We start from the raw sequence: 26,377 nt of genomic DNA, 5'->3' as shown, positions 1-26,377 counted from the left end.
AATAGGAGTTTAAATCGTAATCCTAAATCAAAAAAGCACCAATCTTCTGTCATCACTGAAAAAATTTTAGAAAAAATCCAAAGGATATGTCAGCCTGATCTTGAAATATATGAGTATGCAATCGAAAATTTTTTAAATTCAAATAATTCTGAATATCAATACAAATAACAAATGACAAATTGATATGAATATGAAATCAAAAACACAATCTTTTTCTCCACCACTAGCTAGAGTTAATTCGCTACAGGAGTGGATTCCCATTACCTTGATTCTGCTATTAGCTGTTACGTTGTATTTTTATCAACTTGGTACAGAGAGCCTTTGGATCGATGAACTCTATAGTATTCATGACGCTAAAGCGATACCAGAGAAGCTTCGTCTGACACGCCCACTCTATTTCATACTTCTACGGCTTTGGATGTTTTTCGGTGAGAGTGATGTCTGGTTGCGGGGATTGTCGATTCCGTTTGGATTAGGTAGTGTTTTCTTAACTTATTGCCTTGGTCGTCGTTTAGTGGGACAGCGAGTTGGACTGATTGCAGCTCTCCTAGTAACCCTATCGCCTGTGTTCATCAACCATTCCCAAGAAGTGCGGATGTACAGCTTAAGTACTTTCCTTGGTCTAGTAGGCACACTGGCTCTGACTCATGGGCTGGAACGTATGACCACTGTGTCAATCAGTTGCTGGCTGATTGCACGGCTTTTAGCGACTTTGACTACACCACTCAATTGTTTGCTGCTACTGCCAGATTGTCTATTACTGGTGTGGAAATTTCGTAAGCGATACCGTGTTTTGTTAGGGGTTGGTGCAGTACTCCTAGTTGTTGGTATTGTGTCCTTACCATGGATTTTCCAGGTCGCTACTGCTTCATCTGCATTCTTTGACGGTTGGACAGCTAACAACCCGAAACCAACCCTAGTTAATGTGTTGTCCCGACTAACGATATTTACAGCCTATTGGCCCTTGAAGTCTTTACAGTCCTCTGTAAGTGAACATTTCTACAAGTTATATACCATAATGTTGGCTGGTTTGCTGGGCTTTTCTCTATTTAATAGGCAGCTTAAACCCCACATTTTTTGGCTTGCTGCTTGGGGATTTTTACCGACAGCTGTCTTGTTTATAATGTCTTGGATCTTTAGTCCGGTTTGGCTACCACGCTATCTGCTATTCATTGCTCCATACCTGCTGATTTTGCTGGCAGTAGGGTTTAGCAAAATTTGGCATCGAGCACGGAAATTAGGGATTGCGATCGCTCTGATGTATTTCGTGGCAGTTGGTGGTGGGTTGGAGCATTACTATACCAAGGTGTACCGTCACGATTGGCGCAGTGTGTCACAAATGATTACGATTAATGAGCAACCGGAAGATGTCATTGCTTTACACATCGGTTATCCTCGCCCGCGTCTTGCCTTAAATCATTACTATCAGGGTTCAGCACCTATTCAGGTTTTAGATTTAGAGGAGTGGGAACAAAGTTTGTCACCATTTCCATCACGCCTGTGGCTGGTACATAATAATAACAGAAACCCAGATAGCACTGAGCAATTACAGAATGAGCTCAGGAAAAGATTTGAAATCAAAAACCATCAAGTATTCAAGAATGAGATCGGGTATAAAAGTTATATCGATGTATTTTTGGTCACCCCTAAGGACACCGAAACAGCCTTAGACTAAGTGGCTTTCAAAGATATCACTTAAACCACTTTAAAATTGGCTATTAACAATTAACAATCTTCAGCCTTTCGTTGCCACAACAGTTTTAGTCCTGGGACTAAACCTAAGCCAAGGGGAGTCGCGGGTTCTGGTACTGACTCTGGCTCTGATGGTGTGTAGTTGTAAGTAACCTGAACATCCCCTTGGGCTTTTGTTGCGATCGCATTGAGTATATTAGCGGTTCCGGTAACAATTGATGTGGTTTCCGCAGAGAAGAAAAAGTCTATGGGTTCAGTGCCCAGGAATGCATTAAACACGGAACCATTTGTGAAGGTCTTATCACCGAATACATTAACGGTTAGTCCGATAAATGAAACTGCAGACTCACCCTGAAAATCTAATGTGCCATCATAGGCAGCGACTTGGGCTGAATCTCCTACTGTTGCTGTCTGTGTGAACAGGGTTGTATTATTTGGTCCGACCAATGTGAATAAGCCTTCGAGATTCCAAGTCAGAGTTGCTGGCTTTGCGTCTAGGCTTTCGCTTCGTGCGTCCCCTGACATTAGCCCGTTAAATTCTATGGTCACGGCATCAAGGGTACCGAGACTAGTGTCGAAGGGGTTGATATAGCAGTCGCCAGGGCAGGCGCGGACATGACAAAAGTCTCAAACCTAAGTAAGCGCAAGAGTTTGACTTCTGACTTCTGACTTCTGACTTCTGACTTCTGACTTCTGACTTCTGACTTCTGACTTCTGACTTCTGACTTCTGACTTCTGACTTCTGACTTCTGACTTCTGACTTCTGACTTCTGACTTCTGCTATATCTTGTAGATTAATTATCTAAATCATAGAATTAAAAGCTTATAAAATCTAGTTTTATTAATGGGTTAATGGTTAATTTAAAAATTGTCATTGTTATTCAATTAACCATTAACCATTAGATTTGCATAACTATCAGGTAAACAGGATTGTTTTCCTACTCCCTGCTCCCTGCTCCCTGCTCCCTAAAAACCCATAAATTTGTACCTAATTGAATTGCAAACCGCTGTAATCATTAACCATTAAAGAATTTGGAAACTGAGCATTCAAGGCTGGCAATACTGGACAGGGTTTCTTCTGCTGCAAGTTATCTCCTTTACCACTAAAGGTATTCCACCGAAATGGTCCCAAATCGGCGGCGGCCATCCACAGCAATCGTTTAGCTCGGGTCATGGCTACATAGAGTAAGCGGAATTCTTCAGCAGTCTTAAGCTGTGCGGCTTGTTCCCAAGCCTCGGGTGCCATGGGTAAGGGTTTACCGTGAAGGTAGGCACGAATTTGAGCTCTGGCTACTTCTGCTAGGGTAAATTCTCCCAAAAACTGAGCGGCAGTAGGTACCCACGGATTACCTGGAAGGGTGTCTTCATGGAGAAAGGGCAAGAAAACATAGTCCCAGTCTAATCCTTTGGCTTTGTGCATGGTGATTACAGTAAGTTGATGGGAACGCAGATAAGGGGAGTCTGTATTGTCTGGGTCTACAGGTTCAAAACGTTCTGAGGTAACGATTTCCTGAAGTACTGTTAGAGTTTCACTGATAGAACTGTTGCCAAAGGTCTGTTTTGCTATCCGTTCGGCTAATTTATCTGCTGTGGCTAGCTCGCATTGGTCATAGTTTAAGGTCTGAGCTAGGAAGGAAATTAGGTGATAATTGGGGAGTTCTAGACGAGCACGTAGTAAATCACAGCAGTAGCGGCGAGCTTTGATAACTGCTTTTGTCTGGGGTGGGTCCAATGGACCAGGATAGAGGAATTGTTCGGGATAGGTCGATAGAGCATTGAGGTCTTGGGTGGGAATTAACTGACGTTTTACTAAGACGTCTAGGGCAGCTTTTAGGTAATCCGGAGAATGGGGACGGTCGAGAAATTGCAGCAGTGTTAGGATTTGACTGGGAACGTGGGATTCGCGATCGCGTTTTTGGACATCATACACCTCAATCTCATGCTGGCGTTTGAGATACTCCAGTTGTTCCACCACAAAGGTTCCTTGTCGATTCTCCCGCACTAACACAGCAGCGTTATGGTTTTGGTTTTTGGCAAATAGCTCTACTACTCGCTTTCCAATCAGCTCGACGGTGTGGTAGATGTCCTTAGGAGTGTAGAGTTCTAAACCTCTCCCTTCTGGATTTGGGTTGGCATCCGGTTGAGGGTCATTGGCATCTACTCGACGAATGGTTTGAGGACGAAAGGGTAGCTCGGTGGATGGTTGGGTTTGGGGGATAGAGTCTGGCTGTGGTACTGTTTCGGTAGAGTTTTTGCTGCCATAGGTGCTATTGACCCAATTCACGATAAAGTTGGCAGCATCGATAATAACCTGGCTACTGCGACCCGCTTGATCCATTGTGGCTAAACGTCCTATTCCCTGACATTTTTGGCAAAACCAATTGAAATAAATCGGGTCAGCTGGGGTAAAGGTAGAGTTAATGGCTTGATTGGGGTCTCCAACTCGGATCAGATTTAGGGTATGGTGTGGGGTTGTTCGCGTAGCGTGGCCAATAGGCCAAGGTTGGGAGGTTGAAGGTTGGGAGGTTGAAGGTTGGGAGGTTGAAGGTTGAGAGGTTGAAGGTTGAGAGGTTGAAGGTTGAAGGTTGGAATTGTTGAGGGTTAAATTGATTGAGGTGTTACTACTGAGGGGTGGCGGCAATGGGGAATTTGGTGAGTAGGGTTCTGAAGTAGCTGGCAATGTGGCTAGGGTTTGTAAGAGTCGGTATTGTAAGGGTGTGGAATCCTGGGCTTCGTCTTCAAAGACGGCAAAAAATTGATTTTGCCAGAGCTGACGGATGGCATCGTTTTCTAGCACTCTCAGGGCGGCTAGAATCATGTCATCGTAGTCGATGAATTCACGCGATCGCACTATGGTTTGATACTGTTGATACAGTCCTGCTGCGATCGCTAATATCCCATATTCATCGGTTGTCTGTTCACTGAGGTGCCACAAATCTGCTGGTAATAACCCAGAACTTTTGGCTTCATGGATAACAGTGTAGGCCAGGTTAGGTAACACTTCCGTTCGCAATACGGATTGTCGGCGCAACCGTTCTGTTTCTTCTCCATCAAAGCTTCGACCTTCGAGCAAGGTAAGATACCGGCGTGGATAATTAGCAATCCACTGTTCCACACAAGCACGGATTAAGCGATGACTTTGATTTGGAGTTACTAGAGTACTACTGTCTAGATTAAGTCCCGATAATTCTGGATGACGGTTAGCAATGTAGAGGGCTAAACCATGTAAGGTATAGACTACAAAACTATTTTGTGGAACTTTAAGGGTTTTTAGGTCATCGCGGATTTTAGCTCGAATACTGGCAGCGGCAGAGCGAGTGAAGGTTACTACCAGCAATTGATATCTGCTATGGAGTTGGTAATTTGCGATCGCAATTGCTGCAGCTTTTGCCATGCCAGTAGATTTCCCTGCACCAGGGACAGCAGAAACAGCTAAGGTTCCCCCTTGCCAGTCGGCCATCGGTTGTTGTCCCCGTCTTAAACTATTGCGGAGTCGTTGTAGTTCTTGGGCACGCCAAGCTGCGAGGGGGGTTTGCTGTGAGCCTGACTTGGTATCTGTATCCTCTGACATGTTGAGATTTGCTGCAAGTGACTATTTTTTGGTATTGTAATTAGCGCAGGTTGCAAATCGCTATCGCTTTTGGTTAAGCTGGTTGCTCATTCAACTGCTAGACCTCGGGAGTAGGGACAGATTCTCACGGGTAACTCAAATCCTAGAGTAGGTTAATCATTATTCATAAATTGCATAACTTACGCAAAAATGTGCCAAAAATGCCCCATAAATGGGTTTAATATGCGTTTTTTACCATAAAACAGGCAAAATTTACATTTGCATTGTCAGTTGTGCTCAGGTACTATTAGCCTTGTTAACTCAGAAAAACTTCTTTCGCTTTTCTCATTTTAAGGAGGAGATTATGAAGCGAGTTGCGATGTTTTTCATGTCCTTGATGGCTGCACTGGTACTTATTGCTACCCCAGCTTATGCAGTGACTATTCAAGCAGGGATGATTGACCTGAATTCCCCAGGCCCACTTGAAACAACAAATGGTGACACAAGCACATTCACAGAAGTGTTATTCCCAACCCCATTTCCGGAAGGCTCAGATGTGATCGTGATTCCAATGGTTCAAACCTTTAATGGAGCAGATACCCCTGGTGTCAGGATCGCAGATGTAACCACGGAGGGCTTTAAGTTCAAAATGAACGAATTAGTTCGGGGTGGTCCAAGGCAGGCTCTGTCAGATGGAGGACATTTTACCGAAACCATAGGTTGGATCGCTGTCGGTTCCTAATCGCTCTTAGGGGTTTTTTCTGACCTCCGTCGCCTGTGCCCCATGGATGGGGCACAGGCGATTTAAGTATTTGGTTCGGAGTTCCCTGAAGACTAAGCAAACTAGAAAAAATCCTTTGGGATGATCAGCGAATAACTATCAAAATTAGGTCTACCAGCTTCCAAGCTATAATCACTATAGACGCTGATCTTGAAAAGAGGTCAAAGGAATGGTGGAACGGCCGCCCCGCTATAGCAAAGAAGAATTCGCCCAACGAGGCAATCATATTGGCATTGCTGAGGGGCGGAATGAATATGAGTGGGGTGGGCATCCTGCCTGGGAATATTGATAACCGTCAAGATGCCGGTTCCACGCCTGATGCCGTTAAGCTGTATCAGCCTTATTTCAACTTTCACTGGTCACAAGCCTTAGGATAGTTCACTGGCGTTAACCGCTCCAACCCAAGATTCCGAAAGATGACTCTATACTCAAAGTGTAGAGTTCTAGTGGATCACAGGATCAGCAATGAAGATTAAAGTAGTTATTTGGCAAGAGCATGGGGTATGGTGTGGCTCAGTTCCAGCACTACCTGGATGTCATACATGGGGTGAAAGCTATGAACACCTTATAGAAATGCTTGAAGAAGCTGTCCAGGGTTGGATTGAGGTGGCGAGCGAAAGGGAAGAGTTTGAGCCTGATAAGCAGTTAGTTGAACTATCCCTATGAAGTCTATATCTGGCAAGGCTCTCTGCAAAATTGTTGAGAAGCGAGGATGGGTTCTCAAACGAATCAATAGTAGTCATCACATTTATAGCAAGAAGGGTGTTCAAGCTATTCTCTCTATCCCTGTTCATGGCAACCGAGATTTACCGACTGGAATTTTAAGTAAGCTCATGAGGGATGCTAATCTCAGGGAAGAAGACTTGGGTAAGTAAAGTTGTGTTTACTATTGGTCTAGCAGGTTCCGATCTATAATCACCATAGACGCTGATCTTCTTGAAAAGAGGTCAAAGGAATGGTGGAACGGCCGCCCCGCTATAGCAAAGAAGAATTTGCCCAACGAGGCAATCATATTTATGAGATTCAAGTACGTCCTTTGGTAGAAAAAGGCAATTATGGAAAAATCGTAGCGATCGACATTGAAACGGGAGCTTTTGAACTTGCCGATACTCCGATCGCGGCCACTGATCAACTCTATGAGCGATACCCTGATGCCCAACCTTGGGTAATTCGGATCGGACATCGTGCAGTTTATCGTTTTGGTTCTCGGAGCTTGAAGAAATTGGTATGATGCAAGGCTTTGTTAACCAAAATTGTGAAGCGGTTTATTGCTATTATCAGTTCAACCTAAAATGTACCCTTTAAGGGGTAACTCTGAGAACCGTAAGAGTGTTTGCAGCTATCCTAGAAAAAATCCAGGACAAAATTCTTCGACAACAGTATGTGATGACGATCCATGCTGATGAAGAAATGGATGACGACAATCTGATGCTGGCGGATGTTGAGCAGGCCATTCTCACTGGTGAAATTATCGAGCGTCAGAAGGATAGAGCTACCGCAGAGTACAAATACCGGATTCAAGGATATTCAACTGATGGCGATCCTGTGGAAGTAATTGTTAAGCTAGGCTCATCTGGCAAGGTTATAATCATCACAGTCTATGCACTCTGAAATTGAAGAATTTACTGTTTGCGATGTTTGTGGTTTTGCTGAGGCCAGAACTCGCTATGGATCTCGAGCCTATGGGAAAGGAAAAGATCTACTGGTGATTGAAAATGTACCTATGGTTAGCTGCCCTAGTTGCGGTACGAGTTACTTAACATCATTGACTCTTAAAGAGATTGACCGTATTAAGCGCGATCGCAAGACAGTAGCAGTAACAAAATCTGTGAAGGTTGCTAGTTTCTAAGTTTAATATTAACGAGTCCACTAAACACAGGGAACTTCAATATCATGGCAGATGGTAAATCCAAAGTCGCACTGATTACCGGCGCATCATCGGGTATGGGCAAAGAAATGGCCAAATCTCTGCTGAAGGATGGTCTGACCGTAGTAGTGGCGGCACGTAGTGTTGAGAAAATGGCTGACCTTAGAGAGTTGGGTGCTCACCCACTCCGTTGGACATCACCGATGAGGCCAGTATCCAGGCTGCGGTGAATGAAATTCTAGACACTTATGGCAAGGTCTCGCCCCGCTGACCTTAACCGTTAGACTTTGCTGAGTATCAGTAGATGGTCTTGCAGAAGTGTTAACATTGACTTTGTCTTTTGGATGTGCTTCCATTGTCAAGCACCAAATGCACTACAGTTGCGTGTAACTACAGCTGAGAGCGATCGCAACATTGGGCTAGACAAATCAATATGGATCAAATCATAGCAAAGGTTTTCTTAGAATGCGTTCGCGCAATCGATGCCAGCGAGTTGATAAGTCGCGTTTCTTCCACGGACAAAGAGTTTAGCTTTCAAAATTGGTTTGCTGTTCGTCTTGAAAGGCTTTCCTTGAACTTCGATGAACCTTCAAGAAATGCTTATCCAGACTTCAGGCTTGTTGATTTCCCCCTTGGCTTCGAGATAAAAGGATTAGGATTTCCAGGCAGGGAAGCAAACTATGACTGCAATAGTCAAGTGCCCTCAGGTCTGCATAATGGGAGGACAATTTACTATGTGTTTGGACGATACCCAGCAAAAACCAAGGAAAAGAACTATCCAGTCTATGATCTTGTCATGTGTCATGGCAATTTCTTAAATGCAGACCATTCTTATATCCATAAAAATAAGAATCTTAAAGGTTTCGGTAGCTATGGAGACATTATGATTCGTGACCGAAAAATGTATGTTGCACCTACACCATTTGCCCTTACGGATGGCACAGAACGCCAAGTTACTCTGATTGCTCCAACTGGCTTTAAATTTGGTATAGATTTAAAACACTCGGGTACTATCACACGTATAGAGACTCCAAGGCTGATCAGGGGTTATTACTTTGATATGATTGAACATACGCTTACACCTTCCTATATAGATAATCCAAACGCAGGAAAGAAACACACATTTGAAGTTTTTCGTGCAGCAAAATCTTTAGGACCAACAGTCACTCTTCGTTGATATGGAACTTTCATTCACAAGTCTTTTTTCTGGTGCAGGTGGCTTAGATATCGGCTTTGAAATGGCTGGTTTTAAACATCTATACTCCACAGATATTGATACATGGAGCGTTAAAACACTCCGTAATAATCGACCTGAGTGGGATGTTGAAGAAGCTGATATTCGAGAACTATCAGAAAGAGATTTACCTGATAGTGATGTAATTTTAGCAGGCGTTCCATGTCAGGGCTTTTCACTGGGCGGGAATCGAAAGGAAAATGACGAGAGGAATTTTCTGTTTCAAGAAGTTGTCCGAATGGCAAAGATCAAGAAGCCTCGCTTTATCGTAATTGAAAATGTTCTCAATCTCAGGACAATGAAAGAACCCAAAAGTGGAAAGCCTTTTGTTGACGTAATTTCAGAGCATTTCAAGAGTCTTGGATACTACATAAAATATAATGTCTTCAGAGTATCTGGTTTTGGAGTGCCTCAAACGAGAAGAAGATTTATTTTTATTGCCAGCTTCGACCGATTTCCCTCAGCTTTTCACTGGCCCACGCCAGAGCCAGATACACCAGCATCAGCATATTTAGCTGATCTGGCTGCCAATCCATTCATTTCCCTTCCTAATCATTGTCCTGAATGGGGGTTCAAAAGCCGTGTTCATGAGGAGACTGGAAAGGCATTTGATCCTACTGAGACCCCTGTACCATGTAGATTCTCTCGAACTGGATCTGACGGACATCCAATAAGATCTTTGGATGCCCCATTTCCTGCTATTGATACTGGAACTATTTGGGGGTGGGCTCAGGGAAATGTGGTGGCAGAAAGAAAGGAAAAAGATCGCGTCAATGGGCAATTTGTAAGGAATCCAAATATTAACTTAAAGCTATGGCGTATCAGTGCAAGCCGTCTTCGACGCTTTACTAATCGTGAATATGCCCGACTTCAAACTTTCCCAGACTCATGGGTATTTCATGGAGGAAATAAACGTCATGTCCACCAGCAGATTGGCAACGCTGTTCCTGTACAATTTGCCTATCGAGTTGCCTGTTTTCTTCAAGCAGTTTACCAAGCACAGTGTTTAGGCCAACCAATGAATTTATTTACTAATAATACGGTATTACAACTGGAATTGAATTTATAACTCAATGATTTGATATGATCATGCCGATTGGTAGGTTGCTTTGAAGGACAAAGCCCAACAAGACCCCAGCCATCCCTAGGGGTGTTAACAGGGTGACAATGAGCAAGTCGAAGCTGGAGATTATTATAGGAATTCCCAGTTAGGCTCCCAGTTACCACCTTTTTACCCCGCTTTACAACTATTCGCTACTGTAGCAGTAATCCTGTCACCCCAGTATCAGGGTAGAGTAAACTTTACTATCACCGTTATTCAGTTGTCACAAGTCCGAGACCTTGCCGCCCTTCTTTGAGTGTGTTAGCCTAATGTATAACGAAAGATTCCCACACTGTTCACCACAGCGAATAGTGATCGAAGGTAGCAGCAATCGTGGCATATTCCTTGCTATGACCTGTACTTTAGAATTGTGTAATCAGGTTTTAAAGGTTGATTTAAGCGTGAAATTCTTAAAAGAAACCATATTAGTTCTTCGTGATATCATTACAGGTGATGGAAATTGTTCACCCTCTCGAAGTGGTCCCCAATTGGTTGAATTTTTTAACCAATTTGGTTCGAACGATGAATACGGTCGAGGTTTTCCTGCACGTAAGAAATACGCTGAGGAGAAGTTACGTGAGTTTAACGATAAGCTAATCATGAAAGATATCCTGCTCGCGGCTATTGATCCTCGTCATTTTTGGAAAGAAGGAAGTGATAATAAAGAGGCAGTCGAACTTCTTAACAAATATCTTGAATTTGATAATTATAAACTACAATCTTCAGGAAACAACAAATGGGATGTTTCTAAATTGGATGGTTCTCAAATTGAATTATCACATCCTTATGAAAATTCGCAGAAAGTAACACATATTTTTATTGATGAGCAAATCAGTAAATGTGACGATAAGATTGCTAAAAGTGATTTTGATGGTGCAATCACTAACGCACGCTCTCTCGTTGAGGCAGTTTTGTTGGCAATCGAACAAGAGTTTGATCCTAATCCATCGGACTATAAGGTAAACTTACCTGAACGGTATAAGAGAGTTCAAAAACACCTTAATCTTTCTCCAGGACAGGAAAACCTTGCAAAGTGTTTAAAGGAAATTCTCAATGGTCTAACAAAGATAGTTAATGGCTTGGCTACTTTGCGAAATAACATGAGCGATGCTCACGCCAGATCCTATCAACCGTCGGAACATCATGCCAGACTAGCAGTTAATTCGGCTAAAACACTATGCCACTTTCTATTTGCAACAAAGGAGTATCAAATGCAGAAAAACAACAAACCTAACAATTAAAACCCAATGCAATAGCTAATTAAACTCAGTCAGAGAGTCACCCCCGACCCCTGGCTGCAAAAGCAGACATGAGACGATCACCATCACCCGCTCTTCAACATCCTGGTGCCTGACAATCACACCAAACCCCAACCATCCCTAGCCATGTTAAAAGGGTGACAATGGGCAGGTAAAACCTGGAGATTATTAACGAGTTACAACACCTAGAGCCTTGCCATCTCTCCCTGAGTCCAATAGACTCATTTAGAATCAACGAATCGCACCCTAAACTATGCATCGCATCGCCGCAACTCCAGGAGGATGGAACCCTGAAGCTGAAGGGGTTATCTTCATCGAACAAACCCCAGCACCGATTATTTTCCTCACTGCTGCTGACACGGATATCCAAACCCTAGCCGCATCGGTATCCCAACTTCCCCCAGATTTCCCAGCTATCCGAGTCGCTAACCTGTTGCAGTTGCAGCAACAACTAACCATTGATACCTATGCTGAGGATATTTTAGCCAAAGCACGGATTATCATTATCAGATTATTGGGTGGACGCTCCTACTGGTCCTATGGCTTAGAAGTGGTGAAAGAAACAGTAGAACAAACTGGCGCTAGGTTATTGGTTTTACCAGGAGATGACCGACCAGACCCGACGTTAACTAGTCACTCCACAGAAACTATTCCGATAGTGAATCAATTATGGCGCTACTTTACAGAAGGCGGTTTTGAGAATTTCACTAACGCTCTGAAATTTGTGGCAGATGTATGCTTGGAGCAAACCAATAATCCAGCACCACCAAAACCTGTGCCTCGAGTTGGGGTTTATCCATGGCAATCGGGCATAAAGGTTAGCAAGTTGAAGGTTAGCAGGTTGAAGGTTGAAGGTTGGGACGATAAGCAGCAACCATTAACCAGCAACCAGCAACCAAATAACCTACCCGAAGGCCAAAGACGAACAACCAAAACAAACCTTGGCCAAAAGGCCACGCTACGCGAACAACCTTCAACCAAACAACCTTCAACCAAACAACCTTCAACCTTCAACCAAAACAAACCTACCCTTCGGGAACGCCAAAGGCGAACAACCAAACAACCTGCTGGCAATCTTAAAGTAGGTATCCTGTTCTACCGTGCCCATTACTTAGCGGGAAATACAGCACCGATTGATGGGTTATGTCAGGCTTTGGTAGAACGGGGCTTGGAACCGGTGCCAGTGTTTGTCTCTTCTTTACGGGATCTAGAGGTACAACGGGAATTGTTAGGCTATTTCCAAACTCCCGATAGCTCTAGTAGTGCGATTGAGCTTTGCTCACGCTACGCGATCGCAGTGTTGCTGAATACGACTAGTTTCTCGGTGGCTAAGTTGGATGCTGAGGTACATCAGTTGGAGTTGTGGGAACGGCTGGATGTGCCTGTGTTGCAGGTTATTTTAAGTAGTGGCACGGTGGAACAGTGGGAGTCTGGGTTTCAGGGATTGATGCCCAGGGATACTGCCATGAATGTGGCTTTGCCGGAGGTGGATGGGCGAATTATTAGTCGTGCGATTTCCTTTAAGTCGGCGCAACGGTGGAATCCTGCTCTGGAAACGGATGTGGTGGTTTATGAACCGGTATGCGATCGCATTCAGTTTGTAGCAGATTTAGCCATGAATTGGCTACGGTTAGGGCAAACCCTACCGCATCAGAGAAAGGTTGCTCTGATTTTAGCTAATTATCCCAATCGAGATGGCAGGCTGGCCAATGGAGTAGGATTAGATACTCCGGCCAGTTGTGTAGAGATTTTAAAAGGGTTACGGGATGCTGGGTATTGGGTTGACAGGATTCCGGAAACTGGGGATGAGTTGATTGAGTGGTTGACCGCTGGGGTTACCAATGATCCAGAAGGATGGCAGTTACGTTTGGTACGACAAGAGTTGAGTTGGCAGGAGTATTGGGACTATTTTCAAGGGTTACCGATAGGGGTTCAAAAGGGAATCCGTGAGCGTTGGGGAGAGTTTGATCTTAACGGTAAAGACCGCAAAAATGGCCAGGGAGAGATAACCGAGATTTCGGGATTTCCCATTTCAGGGATTCAGTTGGGAAATGTGTTTGTAGGGATTCAACCGTCTCGGGGTTATGATCTTGACCCAGCTTTGAATTATCATGCTCCCGATTTGGAACCCACTGATGGGTATTTGGCATTTTATTATTGGTTGCGGAAGTGTTTTGGTGCCCAAGCAATTGTTCATGTGGGCAAGCATGGGAATTTGGAGTGGTTACCGGGTAAGAGTTTGGCCTTGTCAGAGTGCTGTTATCCAGAAGTAGCCTTAGCAGCCATGCCTCATTTGTATCCATTTATTGTCAATGATCCGGGGGAGGGTGCTCAAGCAAAGCGTCGCGCTCAAGGGGTGATTATTGATCATTTAACCCCTCCCATGACTCGTGCTGAACTTTATGGTCCTCTGCAACAGTTGGAGGGATTGGTTGATGAGTATTATGAAGCGCAGAGTTTGGATTTGTCTCGCTTGCCAATTATTCGCGATCGCATTGTTAGACTTATCCTTGATGAGCACTTGCACGAAGATTTGGGGATTGAAGTAGACGACATCGAAGCTGGAGAATCGGAAATTACTAATCAAATTGATGCTTATCTTTGTGAATTGAAAGAAGCTCAAATTCGAGATGGATTACATGTCTTTAGTCAATGTCCCCAAGGACGTCAATTGCAGGATTTAATAGTAGCAATTGCTCGTCATCCAGGAAAGAATCGCATCGGCTTAACTCGTGCTTTAGCTCAGGATTTAGGTTGGGGTTTTGACCCCCTAACGGAAGAGTTTTCAGTGGTTAAGGAGATAGCAAAAAGCAGTATAGAAAGGGAACAGGGAACAGAGAATAAGGAACAGGGAACAGAGGAATGCTATAGTGGTAAATATACTGTTGGTGATTTGGTTGAAGTATTAGAAGAAGAAGCGTCTAAATTAGTAGAACAAATCATCACTAATTATCCATTAGCGATTACTGATGATCGATTACCGATTACTAAAACAACAAAACAAGAATTAGATTGGATACGCGATCGCCTTTTACCAGCACTACAACAAACTAATCAAGAACTTACCCAATTGTTACGGGGATTAGAGGGGAGATATGTACCGAGTGGGCCATCTGGTGCGCCGACTAGAGGACGACCGGATGTTCTGCCCACAGGTCGGAATTTTTACTCTGTTGATATCCGTGCCATACCCACAGAAACAGCGTGGGATGTAGGCAGAAAGGCAGCTGAGGTGCTAGTGGAGCGCTATACCCAGGAAAATGGTGAGTATCCCAAAACCCTAGGAATTTCCGTATGGGGCACATCGACCATGCGTACCGGGGGAGATGATATTTCCGAAGCTCTAGCGTTGTTGGGAGTGCGACCGATTTGGGATGGGTCCTCACGGCGGGTGGTAGACTTTGAAATATTGCCAGTGTCTGTGTTACAACGTCCCCGAGTGGATGTGACCCTGCGCATCTCTGGCTTCTTTAGAGATAGTTTCCCCAATTTAATCGACCTATTTCACAATGCAGTAGTTGCTGTGGCAAGCCTGGATGAATCACCATCAGACAATCCTCTCGCAGCCCAGGTGAAACAGGAAACAGACTATTGGTTACAGGTAGGGTTGAGTCAGTCCCAAGCCCAAATGCGATCGCACTACCGCATCTTTGGCTCAAAACCAGGAGCCTATGGTGCCGGGTTACAGGGTTTGATTGAATCTCAAAACTGGCAAGATGAGCAGGATTTAGCTCGCGCTTACATTAACTGGAGTAGTTACGCCTACAGCTCATCTTCCCCCAAGGGAGCCCCAGAAGCCTTTGAGCAGCGTCTGAAACAGATGCAAGTTGTATTACACAATCAGGATAATCGGGAACATGATTTACTCGATTCAGATGATTATTACCAGTTTCAGGGGGGGTTAACCGTAGCGGTGCGGGGGTTAACTGGCAAAAATCCTCAAACCTACTTTGGTGATAATTCTATCCCTGAAAAGCCCAAAGTTCGACAGCTAAACGAAGAGATTGCCCGAGTGTACCGTTCTCGTGTCGTGAATCCTAAGTGGATTGAGGGAGTGATGCGCCATGGTTACAAAGGAGCATTTGAAATGGCAGCAACAGTAGATTATTTGTTTGCCTATGATGCTACCGCTAATTGTGTCGCAGACCATATGTATCAAGGAGTAGCTCAGGGGTATTTATTTGACCCAGACGTCCAAGAGTTTGTCCAACAAAAGAATCCATGGGCATTGCGAGATATGGCAGAACGGTTACTGGAAGCTAATCAGCGGGGATTGTGGCAGTCAGTTGCACCAGAGACCTTAGAGAAATTGAGAGCGATCGCATTACAAGCAGAAGCAGTGATTGAAGGAGAAAATTTTGGCATTGTATAGCTAGGGAACAGGGAATAGGGAATAGGGAATAGGGAACAGAAATATGTTTTAACCTTTACTTCGACTACTATAGCATTTCTATTCTAATGAGGTACATAAATTTTTTTACCACTTCCGACTTTCAACTTCCGACTTCCCTCTTATGAATTGATTGCTCCTTTCGCGTAGCCTGGCCTACGGCCTCAGTCCCTGCTCCCTGCTCCCTAAAATACCAAAAAATTTGTACCTCACCTAATTAAAAATCGCTATATAGCGTTTATGCCAGTTATGAGGTATAGTCTTCTTTGACGTTGATTCCCTGTTAGGTGCGCTTGACCTATTAAGAATTAAATTCGCCACGGGTCGCACCTCTTGATGCAGCCCATCGCTATTCCCTATTCCCTATTCCCTATTCCCTCTTCCCTCTTCCCTCTTCTTTCTTCTCTCTTGCCTGTTCCCTGTTCCCTGTTCCCTGTTCCCTAAAATCCCGAAATTCTGTACATCATACCTATGATAAACGCTATATGAGCTTACGTCTATTTAACATAAAATTGCTTTAACTTAGACGCTACGTCCTCTGGATTTGTCCGATCAGGAAATACTAAAATAGCCTTAATTTTGTTGTTAGCAACTATTTCTGGCAAGCGATGGAATTGTTTATCAGTAATAGCAATTCCATCATAGGTTTCGGCATAATCTACTTCTTTGGTAAAATTTTTATCATTATAAGCTTGAATAAAAACTCGATCTACATTCCATTTTGGCCAGTCAGCAGCAAAATATTTTTTAGCCCAATAAGGATTATGATGACAAAGATCAAAACTAACCTTTGGGTTAGCTTGTTTCATAGCACCGATCATTTCTTGTGAAAAAGCGGTTAGCTTATTAGTGCGATTTACTTTACCTGGCAACTCGGCATGGTAACCCAGATAATCGTCCCATTGGACTGCATCAATTTTAGGATATTTTTGGACAAATTCTACTAAAATATCTCTAAAAAAATTAGCAACTTCAGGAATTTCCACATCAAGAATATAATGCTCGATTCCTGGATAGGTGCGATCAACGCCCGGTACAACCCATTTCCGTTCAATAGCTAAATCAAAAATCGGGCTATTTTTATCTATTTTGATACCTTTTTCAAAATAAGCATGAACTTCCATGCCGTGTTTGTGTGCTTCATCAATTAGCCAAGTTAACCAGCGGTCGCGAAACTGATTAGGACAACTTTTATAACCGAAAGTTTTTTGCATCACTTCACTAGTGTACATAGGACAAATATTACCCCATACACCATGAATAATCGTATTAATTCCTTGAGAATGATAATGACGAACTTGTTTTCTAATCTTCTCTTCACTAGCATTATTAGTTACCTTATAACGACTTATATAAATTCCTCTGATTGCTTTTTTATCCAAAGGAGTTTGAGTTGTTGGTGATGCTGGCTGATGATTAGGTTTAACAATTGGTGTTTGAGGTTTTTGAAGTTTTTGAGCTGTTTGAGGTGTTTGAGGTTTTTGAGCTGTTTGAGGTGTTGATGAAGCTGGCTGATGATTAGGTTTAACAATTGGCGAATTTGGTAAGGAAGGTGCAGTGGTTACAGAAGGCTGAGTAGGAGCCGAAGGTTGTGGTTCGGCTGGTGTCGAATTTAATCCAGGAATAGTTATTGGTAGATTTTTAGGAATAGCTATTGGTAGGTTTTGAGGTAATTTGCTAATCATGGCGAAACCTCCTTGATGGTTCAACCACCAATAACCACCGCCTAAAACCAGTAAGATTAGAGAAATAGGAATATTTGCGCATCCACATCCACTGTTTTCATTATTTTTATTCGACATCGTCAAATTCTTGCCTAGCAAGAGTTTGGGACATTATTTTAAGTTATTTTAAGCGGCTGAAGCAAAAAATTCAGGTATAGCTAGGGTTGTAGCAGCTTAAACTAGTAGTGTAGCATACTAAATCCGGAAGAGGCAAGCTTTTGAGCATAGGGACGCAGATTCCCTAGTTGTTTGCTAACCCATTCAGCATTAAAAATTGCTTTATATATAGGGTTGTTCAGCCTCAGCCATCCTTGTTGATTAACCACCAAACCCGATAGCAGCAATTCCTTGCACTCTTGGCTGTTATCCATCGGTACATCATCTCCAGCTAAAATCTGCTGATAAAGTCCCAGCAATTTGTCAGCATAATATTTATTAGTCAAATTATTACTCAAAAGGCGAGCCGAGATGCTCCGCAAATGTTCGGGTTGATCCTGGGATTCCCAATTATCAATAATTTGATTATGTACGATTTTGCTAACCCAAGATTCCTCATTACCAGGAGCAATAGTCAACCCGACCCTTACTGAGTCTACCACCAACTGACATAGTTTTTGGGTTAGAAAAGGTTGTCCTCCTGTCCAAGCCAGTATCTCCTTGAGAATCCTTTTAGCATTACCCCCTGTTTCCTCTAATCCCTTGGCAAGGGGATATGCTTCATCGAATTCAAAGCCATTTAGTTCTATGGCTTTCCCGATATTAAAAGGTGTCCGCTTTTTGCCAGTCATCAAATCCCTTGGCTTAGCTACCCCGAATAAAGCAAAGACAAGGCGATTATAGTTGGGATTAATTACTCTTTGGTTATAGCAGAATCGGATCAGAGCCAAAAAATCCTCAACGGGAAAAGGTAAGTTTAGAATAGTATCAATTTCATCAATGAAGATAACAATTCGCTCAGTAGGAAATTTGACCAGCAGGATATCTTCCAGGAAATAACTCAATTGCTGAAGCAGTGAGAGATACTCTTCCTGGTGCCACCAGGATTGGAAATTAAAGTCACCGAATAACTTGAAACCTCGTACTAACTCAGCCACCACTCCTTTGTACCACTGAGTTGGGGTAATTATTTCGCTACCGATGCGCGTCATATCAATAGTGCTGCATCTTATACCTTCTTGTTGTAGTTGATGTCTGATTCGCACCGATAGAGAAGACTTACCCATTTGTCGGGGAGCCATAACATAACAAAACTCACCCCTTTTTAAGGCGTTATAGAGTTGGATATCGCCTTGTCTTTCTACATAGCTAGGCGCATCACTGGCTAGACTACCACCGACTTGGTATAGAGGGTAACTGTTAATCATAAATTTGGGATTATTTATGGTCTGGTTTACCGACATAAATCAAAGGATTTAATTTTTTATTTTCAAAACAAAAAATAACCAGATTACTATAACGCTAGTAGATAAAAATTATAATTATAGCTTGTGAATAAAGTGTGAAAATATCCTAGGAACTGAAATTGTCAGCTTATGCGCTACGCGCACGCTACTTGAGGTGCTTTTAGCTAGGGAAAGAAAAACTTCATATCGGCGAAAAGAGAATTATATCAAGTCTGGTTAATCATTTTGAAAATAGCCGATTTAGCAGCAATAGCAATCAATAGGTTAAATTTTCCGGAATAGACCCACAACATAACGAAAAAAATATTTAACCAAGGAATTTAACTGGGCTTCCCATCAGTCGAGGATAGCCAGCCAAGCCAAATCTGGTTGACTAATCATCCTATGGCTGAGCGGGTAATGGGTGATGGGTAATGGTCAACTACTAATTACCAAGTCCTAATTACTGATTACTAATAATATATTTTTTAAGAGAAAATTATGTATCAGCGCATCAATAGCACAGTTTTCTTAGCTTTAGTGTCCAGCATTATGGCACTCACCAATCCCACTAAAGACGCTTATCTTGATCATGCGTCATGGCACTTACATGATACTTACTGCCAGCAGAAATCCCTTCCTCTTGGGGTAAAAGCAGCTTGTTTTGTCGGTAAACCTTTACCACCTGATGCAGTTAAGCCAGTGATCGAAAGCTACACTCGTCACCAAAACTATTTCCTTTTCAGTATCTATACCACCAACTTCTGGGGTAAAAAATTCCACACTGTTGGGCTAGGAGGTAAATTTTTGGTGTTTTAATTATGTCAGCTATCAGCTATCAGCTATCAGCTATCAGCTCTCAGTTATAGCAAAGGGAACAGGGAACAGGGAACAGGGAACAGGGAGTAGGGAGTAGGGAGTAGGGAGTAGGTAAAAGGGAACAAAAATTATCACAATTCCTACACGGATTGGTATATCAGCTAATGCGCTACGCGCACGCTACGCGAACAGTTATCAGCTAATGCTTACAGCGTTTTTCATAACTATAAGGTACACAGCATTTTTTCCCTGTTTCCAGATCCGCTGTTCCCATATCCGCTGCTCCCTACTCCCTGCTCCCTGCTCCCTACAAACCCAAAACTTTGTACCTCACAAATTGCAAACCGCTGTACTTAATTCTATCAGAATTGCAGCCCTATAAAAAACTATTATCGTGGAAAACCTTCTATATCAAGGGATTCATAGTCTAATTCAGAGGCTGTAAACCGATATCTTTTACCACGTTCCAAACTCCTGGTTTGGTTAGTACATTCTTTAGCATTGCTTCCATCCTCTTTTCCTACAGAGCAAGATTGAAACTTTATGTTTAAAAAGTTATTGGTATAGATTCTATCGCTACCTGATGACAATTTTTGTATCCTATCATTGATCCAATACTTTACCGAGTAGAGAGTCTGATTGGATATAAGTGTACCAACTTCAGGGGTATTTGGCTTGAGAAAGCTTCGGATAACGCCGCTCCCACATTTGTACTCAGTAAGAGTCCTGATATCAGCACACAAAGACATAGGAACTTCTGAGTTCATACAAACTGATTTCGTAATAGGAGACGAATCTCTTTGTCTGACATCAATATTTCTTTTAATTACAGCAGTGAAAACTCCCGACTCAAGTACACGATCGCGTTCTTTAATCTCGTACTCAAATTTATTCTCTCCGTCTAAAACATGAAAATATTTACTATGATGTCTTTTTCCAAAACTCATCTCTGTCCCTTCTGAAGATCTACCCTCATAGTACTCTCTGTCGGTGTAAGGATATGGGTCACTAGCTACTCCTCTGGTAATATTTCTAACAATTACACGTCTTTTACGAGCTGGGGGAGTAGTACTGGAAGTAAACCGAGCCTCCCGAGAGGACCAGCTGTAACCTGGGCACTCACCTTTATACTTAGTTTCGTGAATTTCTACTTGATTGAGTTCTCGGCTACCTAAGAACTCCCATCCTATTTCAGGTCCAGGTTCTGTTTCCAAATCCTCTTCAATTTCTATTTCAGGTGCAGGTTCTGTTTCCGAACCCTCTTCAATTCCTATTTCCGGTGCAGATTTTGTTTCCGAATCCTCTTCAATTTCTATTTCCGGTGCAGATTTTGTTTCCGAATCCTCTTCAATTTCTATTTCCGGTGCAGGTTGTGTTTCCGAACCCTCTTCAACGGGCAATTGTGTTAGTGGTGTAAACTGTGCTATTGATGGTGCTAGAAAAAACGTTAAAACTAGACTGCTGCTCAAAGCCATGAGCAACAAAAATTTGCTAGTTGATGTTATTTTAGGAAGCATTTTGTTCCATAATCGATTTAAGTTAAGCATAAGACAACCTTAATTTATTTAAGTTAAAGGTCAAAAAACACTTGTTATAGTTTGCAATTAAATTCATCGTATCAATTAGATCTGAATTTAAATTTCGATCATTTGCTTGAGTGTATTAAGACTAAAACCAGCAAGACGCTGAGCCTCACCCATATCATAAAAGCCATGCTTATGATACAAGTTGAGGGCAAAGTTTCCGACAATTGCTCAAATCTTTAGCAGTGCAAGACTAGCAGGGCAGATCACGGGCGCAATCAAAATGAAATAGCCCTGCATTATCAACACCACTCAGTAAATTGGTTTACCATCTTGCTGACCTATCTAATAATTAGCGAATAAGATGGTAATTTGCTTGAGGAACTATCTGTTGAATGCTGCTATCTTCTTTTTGGTTTAATTCACTTATTGTACCTCCAATTAAGCCCAAACAAATCATGGGTATCGAAATGATCAATCCGATCATTATTTGTCCTAAATAAGTCCTAATGGATAGCCCCATCAGATGATCGATTCCATAGTCGATATGCCAATTTCCTTGTTCATCTTGATAGACGTTTTTAACTTTCATAAGTTTCCTTACTCATCCAATAACTTAAAAAAAAAATACAAATCCACAAAATTTCTACATCACATGGCGCTATAATCGACGATGCTACCCTTTAGAAACTAAAGGTTTATCCCTATCAAGAGCTACAGGTGGCGTAGTCTATAGTCACGGAGCTGCTCCCAAAATTGATTAGTTAAGGTCTATATACTAATCAGGGCTAGCTGAAAAATTTATGCAATCGGATCTTTTTTCCGTAAGGGCAGTGGGCGGGGATGCTTTCGCGTAGCGGCTCCTAGGTCCCATCCCATCCGCGTTAACTGATCAGCTGTGTTGACTGTGTAGTTGTTAATCAGATCACAATCATGGTGGCTTAGTCATCAAAAATATCCAACTGCTCGATGGTCACCTCTTGGTCGCTCACCTTTTGGCCAGTTGTGTTCCTAGCTAACAATTGTTTGCCAATCCCCTTGCGCAACCCCAGGGCAATTTTGCTGTGCTTCTCAATTTGCTTCATCACCTGCTTCGCCCGCTTAATCACTGAGGTTGGTAAACCCGCTAAACGTCCGGCCTCAATGCCATAAGAACGGTTAGCTCCTCCTGGCTGTACCTGATGCAAAAAGATGATTTCATTGGGTAACTCTTTTACGGTCACCTGATAATTAGCGACATTGGGCAAAATCGAGGCTAACTCATTCAACTCATGATAATGGGTAGCAAAAATCGTCCGTGCCTTAATTTCCATGGCCAGATACTCCCCGACCGCCCAAGCGATGGAAAGACCATCAAAGGTTGCTGTACCTCGACCAATCTCATCCAACAACACTAAAGACTTATCCGTAGCATGATTGAGAATATTCGCTGTCTCGTTCATTTCCACCATAAACGTAGACTGGCCTGTTGCTAAATCATCCACCGCACCGACTCTGGTAAAAATGCGATCGCATATCCCCAAACTTGCTTCCGATGCTGGCACAAAACTTCCCACCTGTGCCATCAACTGAATCAATCCTATCTGACGCAAATAACAACTCTTCCCACTGGCGTTAGGTCCGGTCAAAATAATCAAATCAGGATTATCCGTTTCGGTGGCAGGTTTAAGGTTAGAAGGTTGAAGGTTAGCAGGTTGAAGGTTAGCAGGTTGAAGGTTAGTGTTGGTTGAAGGTTGTTCGCGTAGCGTGGCCTTTTGGCCAAGGTTAGAAGGTTGTTCGCGTAGCGTGGCCTTTTGGCCAAGGTTAGTGTCGGTTGCAGGTTGTTGGTTAGAAGGTTGTTCGCGTAGCGTGGCCTTTTGGCCAAGGTTAGAAGGTTGTTCGTTATCGGGTTGCTCGTTAGAAGGTTGCTGGTTATAATTTTCAACGTTCAACTCGGAAGAACCTTCAACCTTCAACCTTCCAACCTTCAACTCCTCTTCAACCTTCAACTCCTCTTCAACGTTCAACTCGGAAGAACCTTCAACCTTCAACTCCCCGTCAACCTTCAACTCCCCATCAACCTTCAACCTTCCAACATTCAACTCCCCTTCAACCTTCAACTCCCCGTCAACCTTCAACTTGTTTTGACCTAAAGACGCGGAATTCGGGACAAACAAACCACTGGGCAAGGACTGCTCTACCACTGGATGCCGTCCATCTATAATCCGAATTTCCCGGCTTTGATCCATATCGGGACGACAATATCCCTGATAAACGGCTATTTCTGCTAATCCACACAACACATCCAATGCTGCTACTGCCCGAGACACACCCCGAATCCTGTCAGCTTCCAGCGCTACCTCATGGCGCAAACCTACAAAAATTTCATACTCTAAACGATTCAAATCCTCCCGGGCCGTCAGAATCCGTGCTTCCCTTTCCTTCAGCTCTGGGGTTATGTAGCGCTCTTCATTAACCAAGGTCTGCTTCCGAATATAGTTATCTGGTACCTGAGCTGTTTTAGCACGAGGGACACTAATGTAATATCCAAAAGTCTTATTAAACCCTACCTTCAGCTTGGGAATATCTGTCTTTTCCCGCTCCGTCACTTCCAAATTGGCAATCCACTGTTGATCCTCCTCGGCTTGAGCACGCATTTCATCCAACTGCTGGTTGACCTGAGGCCGAATTAATTTCCCCTCAGTCAGATGCAACGGTGGTGACTCTACCAGATGCTCCTGGATTGTGTGCCCTAACTCTTCCAATTGTGGCGGTACATTCTGCATCACTTTCAGATAGGGAGAAGAGCCATAAGCCGCTAGGTCAGCTAATTCCGGTAACCTCAACAGAGAATCCCCTAAGGCGACTAAATTTCTGGCATTAGCTCTACCAGAACTTGCTTTACCTGTCAACCGCTCCAAGTCATAAATTTTCCGAAGCAGCTGCTGTAAGTCCTGGCGCAGTCCAGTATTTTCCACCAATTCCGCGATCGTATCATGTCGTGCCCGGATTCCCTTAATCTCTAGTAATGGTTGCAGTAGCCAGCGCCGCAATGCTCTACCTCCCATGGCTGTACTGGTTCGATCTAGAGCCCAAAGCAGGGAACCATTAAAGGTGTTATCTCGGACAGTAGCAGTAATTTCCAGATTGCGACGAGTCTGGTGGTCGAGAATTAAATAATCAGCAATGGTATAGGTACGTAATATCTGTAACGCTACATAATTTTCTTTTTGGGTATCTTTGAGATATTCCAACAACCCACCAGCAGCACGGACACCAAGGGGGAGATGTTCACACCCTAACCCTTCAAGCGATCGCACTCTGAACTGTTCCAACAGTCGCTGTCGGGCTTCGGCCAAGGTAAAGTGTCGTTGGGGACGGAGTGCATAACAAAATGAATTTGGTAAACAATCCGGTAAACTCTCAGAAGTCTGACCAGGTCGTAGCATACTCCCCAAATCGGGAGCATTGGTGGGAATTAATACCTCAGAGGGCTGCAAGCGCATCAATTCCTGAACCAGCAGGTCTAACTCTCGGTCTTGAGTAGTCAGAAATTCCCCAGTGGAAATATCTGCATAGGCTAAACCCCAATGATTCTTAGCAATCACTACTGCTGCCAGGAAATTGTTACGACGAGCATGGAGCATCTCCTCTTCCATCAAGGTACCGGGGGTAAGGACACGGGTGACTTCCCGGCGCACCTGACGTCCTTCTTTGGCTGCCACTGAGGCATCTTCCACTTGGTCACATATTGCGATCGCATAGCCTTTTTCCACTAGCATGGTGCTGTAGCGGTCCAAAGCATGGTGAGGAACCCCCGTCATTGGCACCCGTCCCACTCCCTTACCTGCTTCTTTGCTGGTTAAGACCAGTTCCAGGGCTTCAGCAATTATCCTGGCATCCTGAAAGAAGGTTTCATAGAAGTCCCCAACTCGGTAGAGCAGCACAGCATGGGAATACTGGTCTTTTACTTCAGCAAAATGCTGCATCATCGGTGTCAGCTTACTGCGGTCCACTGTCCGATGGTCAGTATTCTCAGGCGCAACTTTCCTTGCTGCTTCAGTTGCCCTTTTCGGAAGGTTATCGTTGGATTCGGGAGTAGATGCTTGAGGGGATCTGCTCATTTACTAAGCTAGAAATACCAATACTCTATAGTAAGAGGTTAATCCAAGTCACCCTCGGTTTGTTAGATTCATTTCCACTGGGCTTACATTACTCTATCGCAATAGTTTTTTTTAAATACTAGGGAGTAGAGTAAACACATCTAATGGATTGATTCATACATATAGTGTTTATTTATTTCCCTGAACACTATATGTAGAAAATATCTTGTCAATAAGCACAATAATACCGGGTTTATTGAGAACTACCCCCAGTTTGTTGACAAGATGCGCTTACCCTGGCATTGTATAGCCTAGCCAGAATGTCTAAATTATTCTAAATTATTCTAAATTATTCTAAATTATTCTAAATTATTAGAACTAAATTATTCTAAATTAATTATGTGTATGTTTAATACTAAGCAATTCCCTTGCTGATGCCCCTATAAGTTGGAAGAAATTAAAGAGCTGTTGATGACAGTATTGTGTTTATTTAAAATCTTCTCTGTTTATTAAGAGGTTGGGAGGGAATCGAATCACACTTATACAAATTAAAAGGTGTTATACAAATGAAAAGTGTCATCAGACGTCGAAGGTTTTTGGTTGTACTCGCTACCATGACCGGGCTAACAACCTTGACCCCTGTTTTGACTCAAGGTCAGTCTGGTGTTCAGATTCTTTATGCCTTGAAGCCCAATGGTCAACTGTCCTACTATAGCTATAGTGGTCTACCGGATCCTAACAACTTTCGTAATCGGGGTGCGGAGAAGGTTATTTCAAACGGTTGGAACGAATATAGTAAAGTTTTTTCTGGAGGTTCTGGAGTTCTGTTTGCTCTAAAGCCCAACGGTCAACTGTCCTACTATAGCTATAGTGGTCTACCGGATCCTAACAACTTTCGTAATCGGGGTGCAGAGAAGGTTATTTCAGACGGTTGGAACGAATATAGTAAAGTTTTTTCTGGAGGTTCTGGAG

Annotated in this window: 22 protein-coding genes; 15 read left to right on the top strand and 7 right to left on the bottom strand. The window is 43.2% G+C overall.

All coding sequences use genetic code 11. The features are described from left to right. Positions 1 to 190: 190 nt before the first annotated feature. Positions 191 to 1,675, top strand: coding sequence for a glycosyltransferase family 39 protein (locus tag F6J94_RS09825; RefSeq protein ID WP_293039516.1), 1,485 nt, complete (start codon positions 191 to 193; stop codon positions 1,673 to 1,675). Between the two features lie 50 nt (positions 1,676 to 1,725). Here F6J94_RS09825 and F6J94_RS09820 read toward each other — a convergent pair whose 3' ends face one another. Both F6J94_RS09820 and F6J94_RS09815 read right to left on the bottom strand, forming a co-directional pair. Continuing rightward, positions 1,726 to 2,280 carry a choice-of-anchor E domain-containing protein gene (locus F6J94_RS09820; protein ID WP_293039518.1) on the bottom strand — a complete coding sequence of 185 codons (555 nt, stop codon included), beginning with the start codon at positions 2,278 to 2,280 and terminating at the stop codon, positions 1,726 to 1,728. A 400-nt stretch (positions 2,281 to 2,680) separates the two neighbouring features. Continuing rightward, complete coding sequence (locus tag F6J94_RS09815; protein ID WP_293039514.1) at positions 2,681 to 5,263, bottom strand: ATP-dependent helicase; 2,583 nt, start codon at positions 5,261 to 5,263, stop codon at positions 2,681 to 2,683. Positions 5,264 to 5,606: 343 nt separating this feature from the next. Between F6J94_RS09815 and F6J94_RS09810 the strand changes: the two genes are divergently transcribed. The 11 genes from F6J94_RS09810 to cobN all read left to right on the top strand — a co-directional run bounded on the left by F6J94_RS09810 (position 5,607) and on the right by cobN (position 15,857). Then, on the top strand, positions 5,607 to 5,984 hold the full coding sequence (locus tag F6J94_RS09810) for a hypothetical protein (RefSeq protein WP_293039512.1): 378 nt from the start codon (positions 5,607 to 5,609) through the stop codon (positions 5,982 to 5,984). Positions 5,985 to 6,488: 504 nt separating this feature from the next. Then, entirely contained in the window at positions 6,489 to 6,689 is a 201-nt protein-coding gene (locus F6J94_RS09805; RefSeq protein WP_293021822.1) for a type II toxin-antitoxin system HicB family antitoxin, read from the top strand. Next, on the top strand, positions 6,686 to 6,898 hold the full coding sequence (locus F6J94_RS09800; RefSeq protein WP_293021820.1) for a type II toxin-antitoxin system HicA family toxin: 213 nt from the start codon (positions 6,686 to 6,688) through the stop codon (positions 6,896 to 6,898). The genes F6J94_RS09805 and F6J94_RS09800 overlap by 4 nt, the downstream gene beginning before the upstream one ends. A gap of 80 nt (positions 6,899 to 6,978) precedes the next feature. After that, the gene (locus tag F6J94_RS09795; RefSeq protein WP_293039510.1) at positions 6,979 to 7,254 is read left to right on the top strand and encodes a hypothetical protein; all 276 of its coding nucleotides are present in this window, start codon (positions 6,979 to 6,981) and stop codon (positions 7,252 to 7,254) included. Positions 7,255 to 7,352: 98 nt separating this feature from the next. After that, complete coding sequence (locus F6J94_RS09790; RefSeq protein WP_293021816.1) at positions 7,353 to 7,634, top strand: DUF4258 domain-containing protein; 282 nt, start codon at positions 7,353 to 7,355, stop codon at positions 7,632 to 7,634. After that, positions 7,624 to 7,872 carry a type II toxin-antitoxin system MqsA family antitoxin gene (locus tag F6J94_RS09785; RefSeq protein WP_293021814.1) on the top strand — a complete coding sequence of 83 codons (249 nt, stop codon included), beginning with the start codon at positions 7,624 to 7,626 and terminating at the stop codon, positions 7,870 to 7,872. The genes F6J94_RS09790 and F6J94_RS09785 overlap by 11 nt, the downstream gene beginning before the upstream one ends. A gap of 44 nt (positions 7,873 to 7,916) precedes the next feature. Next, positions 7,917 to 8,120 carry an SDR family NAD(P)-dependent oxidoreductase gene (locus tag F6J94_RS09780; RefSeq protein ID WP_293021812.1) on the top strand — a complete coding sequence of 68 codons (204 nt, stop codon included), beginning with the start codon at positions 7,917 to 7,919 and terminating at the stop codon, positions 8,118 to 8,120. A gap of 203 nt (positions 8,121 to 8,323) precedes the next feature. Further along, complete coding sequence (locus F6J94_RS09775; protein WP_075903306.1) at positions 8,324 to 9,067, top strand: hypothetical protein; 744 nt, start codon at positions 8,324 to 8,326, stop codon at positions 9,065 to 9,067. A gap of 1 nt (position 9,068) precedes the next feature. Beyond that, positions 9,069 to 10,193, top strand: a complete 1,125-nt coding sequence (locus tag F6J94_RS09770; RefSeq protein ID WP_075903308.1) for a DNA cytosine methyltransferase — start codon at positions 9,069 to 9,071, stop codon at positions 10,191 to 10,193. Between the two features lie 344 nt (positions 10,194 to 10,537). Then, a complete protein-coding gene (locus tag F6J94_RS09765) occupies positions 10,538 to 11,467 on the top strand; it encodes an abortive infection family protein (protein WP_293039506.1) in 930 nt (309 codons plus the stop codon). 271 nt (positions 11,468 to 11,738) lie between these two features. Beyond that, positions 11,739 to 15,857, top strand: coding sequence for a cobaltochelatase subunit CobN (cobN, locus tag F6J94_RS09760; RefSeq protein WP_293039504.1), 4,119 nt, complete (start codon positions 11,739 to 11,741; stop codon positions 15,855 to 15,857). Positions 15,858 to 16,372: 515 nt separating this feature from the next. On the opposite strand, the gene F6J94_RS09755 is transcribed toward cobN, so the two are convergent. Further along, positions 16,373 to 17,677 (bottom strand): family 10 glycosylhydrolase, encoded by a 1,305-nt coding sequence (locus tag F6J94_RS09755; RefSeq protein WP_293039502.1) that lies wholly within the window; start codon positions 17,675 to 17,677, stop codon positions 16,373 to 16,375. Positions 17,678 to 17,778: 101 nt separating this feature from the next. After that, positions 17,779 to 18,963 carry an AAA-like domain-containing protein gene (locus tag F6J94_RS09750; protein WP_293039500.1) on the bottom strand — a complete coding sequence of 395 codons (1,185 nt, stop codon included), beginning with the start codon at positions 18,961 to 18,963 and terminating at the stop codon, positions 17,779 to 17,781. A 519-nt stretch (positions 18,964 to 19,482) separates the two neighbouring features. Here F6J94_RS09750 and F6J94_RS09745 point away from each other — a divergent pair. Both F6J94_RS09745 and F6J94_RS09740 read left to right on the top strand, forming a co-directional pair. Then, positions 19,483 to 19,800, top strand: a complete 318-nt coding sequence (locus tag F6J94_RS09745) for a DUF4359 domain-containing protein (protein WP_293021803.1) — start codon at positions 19,483 to 19,485, stop codon at positions 19,798 to 19,800. Positions 19,801 to 20,002: 202 nt separating this feature from the next. Beyond that, positions 20,003 to 20,182, top strand: a complete 180-nt coding sequence (locus F6J94_RS09740) for a hypothetical protein (protein ID WP_293039498.1) — start codon at positions 20,003 to 20,005, stop codon at positions 20,180 to 20,182. A 7-nt stretch (positions 20,183 to 20,189) separates the two neighbouring features. Here the strand turns inward: F6J94_RS09740 and F6J94_RS09735 are convergent, their stop codons facing one another. The 3 genes from F6J94_RS09735 to mutS form a co-directional block, all read right to left on the bottom strand. Then, complete coding sequence (locus F6J94_RS09735) at positions 20,190 to 21,347, bottom strand: hypothetical protein (RefSeq protein WP_293039496.1); 1,158 nt, start codon at positions 21,345 to 21,347, stop codon at positions 20,190 to 20,192. A gap of 328 nt (positions 21,348 to 21,675) precedes the next feature. Then, positions 21,676 to 21,915 (bottom strand): hypothetical protein, encoded by a 240-nt coding sequence (locus F6J94_RS09730; RefSeq protein WP_293039494.1) that lies wholly within the window; start codon positions 21,913 to 21,915, stop codon positions 21,676 to 21,678. Between the two features lie 349 nt (positions 21,916 to 22,264). Continuing rightward, the gene (gene mutS / locus F6J94_RS09725) at positions 22,265 to 25,426 is read right to left on the bottom strand and encodes a DNA mismatch repair protein MutS (protein ID WP_293039493.1); all 3,162 of its coding nucleotides are present in this window, start codon (positions 25,424 to 25,426) and stop codon (positions 22,265 to 22,267) included. A 545-nt stretch (positions 25,427 to 25,971) separates the two neighbouring features. On the opposite strand from mutS, the gene F6J94_RS09720 reads away from it, so the two are divergent. After that, positions 25,972 to 26,377 (top strand): tachylectin-related carbohydrate-binding protein (locus F6J94_RS09720; protein WP_293039491.1); only part of this gene is annotated, 406 nt, incomplete at its 3' end.

This window comes from Moorena sp. SIO1F2 (assembly GCF_010672755.1).
Classification (GTDB): domain Bacteria; phylum Cyanobacteriota; class Cyanobacteriia; order Cyanobacteriales; family Coleofasciculaceae; genus Moorena.
Note: the sequence above shows the minus strand (reverse complement) of the source record. Positions and strands in the feature narration are given on the sequence as shown.

Coding starts and splice junctions, on each gene's coding strand:
- F6J94_RS09825 (WP_293039516.1), top strand. CDS start 191: ATGAAATCAAAAACACAATCTTTTTCTCCACCACTAGCTAGAGTTAAT.
- F6J94_RS09815 (WP_293039514.1), bottom strand. CDS start 5,263: ATGTCAGAGGATACAGATACCAAGTCAGGCTCACAGCAAACCCCCCTC.
- F6J94_RS09810 (WP_293039512.1), top strand. CDS start 5,607: ATGAAGCGAGTTGCGATGTTTTTCATGTCCTTGATGGCTGCACTGGTA.
- F6J94_RS09805 (WP_293021822.1), top strand. CDS start 6,489: ATGAAGATTAAAGTAGTTATTTGGCAAGAGCATGGGGTATGGTGTGGC.
- F6J94_RS09800 (WP_293021820.1), top strand. CDS start 6,686: ATGAAGTCTATATCTGGCAAGGCTCTCTGCAAAATTGTTGAGAAGCGA.
- F6J94_RS09795 (WP_293039510.1), top strand. CDS start 6,979: ATGGTGGAACGGCCGCCCCGCTATAGCAAAGAAGAATTTGCCCAACGA.
- F6J94_RS09785 (WP_293021814.1), top strand. CDS start 7,624: ATGCACTCTGAAATTGAAGAATTTACTGTTTGCGATGTTTGTGGTTTT.
- F6J94_RS09780 (WP_293021812.1), top strand. CDS start 7,917: ATGGCAGATGGTAAATCCAAAGTCGCACTGATTACCGGCGCATCATCG.
- F6J94_RS09775 (WP_075903306.1), top strand. CDS start 8,324: ATGGATCAAATCATAGCAAAGGTTTTCTTAGAATGCGTTCGCGCAATC.
- F6J94_RS09770 (WP_075903308.1), top strand. CDS start 9,069: ATGGAACTTTCATTCACAAGTCTTTTTTCTGGTGCAGGTGGCTTAGAT.
- cobN (WP_293039504.1), top strand. CDS start 11,739: ATGCATCGCATCGCCGCAACTCCAGGAGGATGGAACCCTGAAGCTGAA.
- F6J94_RS09755 (WP_293039502.1), bottom strand. CDS start 17,677: ATGTCGAATAAAAATAATGAAAACAGTGGATGTGGATGCGCAAATATT.
- F6J94_RS09750 (WP_293039500.1), bottom strand. CDS start 18,963: ATGATTAACAGTTACCCTCTATACCAAGTCGGTGGTAGTCTAGCCAGT.
- F6J94_RS09745 (WP_293021803.1), top strand. CDS start 19,483: ATGTATCAGCGCATCAATAGCACAGTTTTCTTAGCTTTAGTGTCCAGC.
- F6J94_RS09740 (WP_293039498.1), top strand. CDS start 20,003: ATGCTTACAGCGTTTTTCATAACTATAAGGTACACAGCATTTTTTCCC.
- F6J94_RS09735 (WP_293039496.1), bottom strand. CDS start 21,347: ATGCTTAACTTAAATCGATTATGGAACAAAATGCTTCCTAAAATAACA.
- F6J94_RS09730 (WP_293039494.1), bottom strand. CDS start 21,915: ATGAAAGTTAAAAACGTCTATCAAGATGAACAAGGAAATTGGCATATC.
- mutS (WP_293039493.1), bottom strand. CDS start 25,426: ATGAGCAGATCCCCTCAAGCATCTACTCCCGAATCCAACGATAACCTT.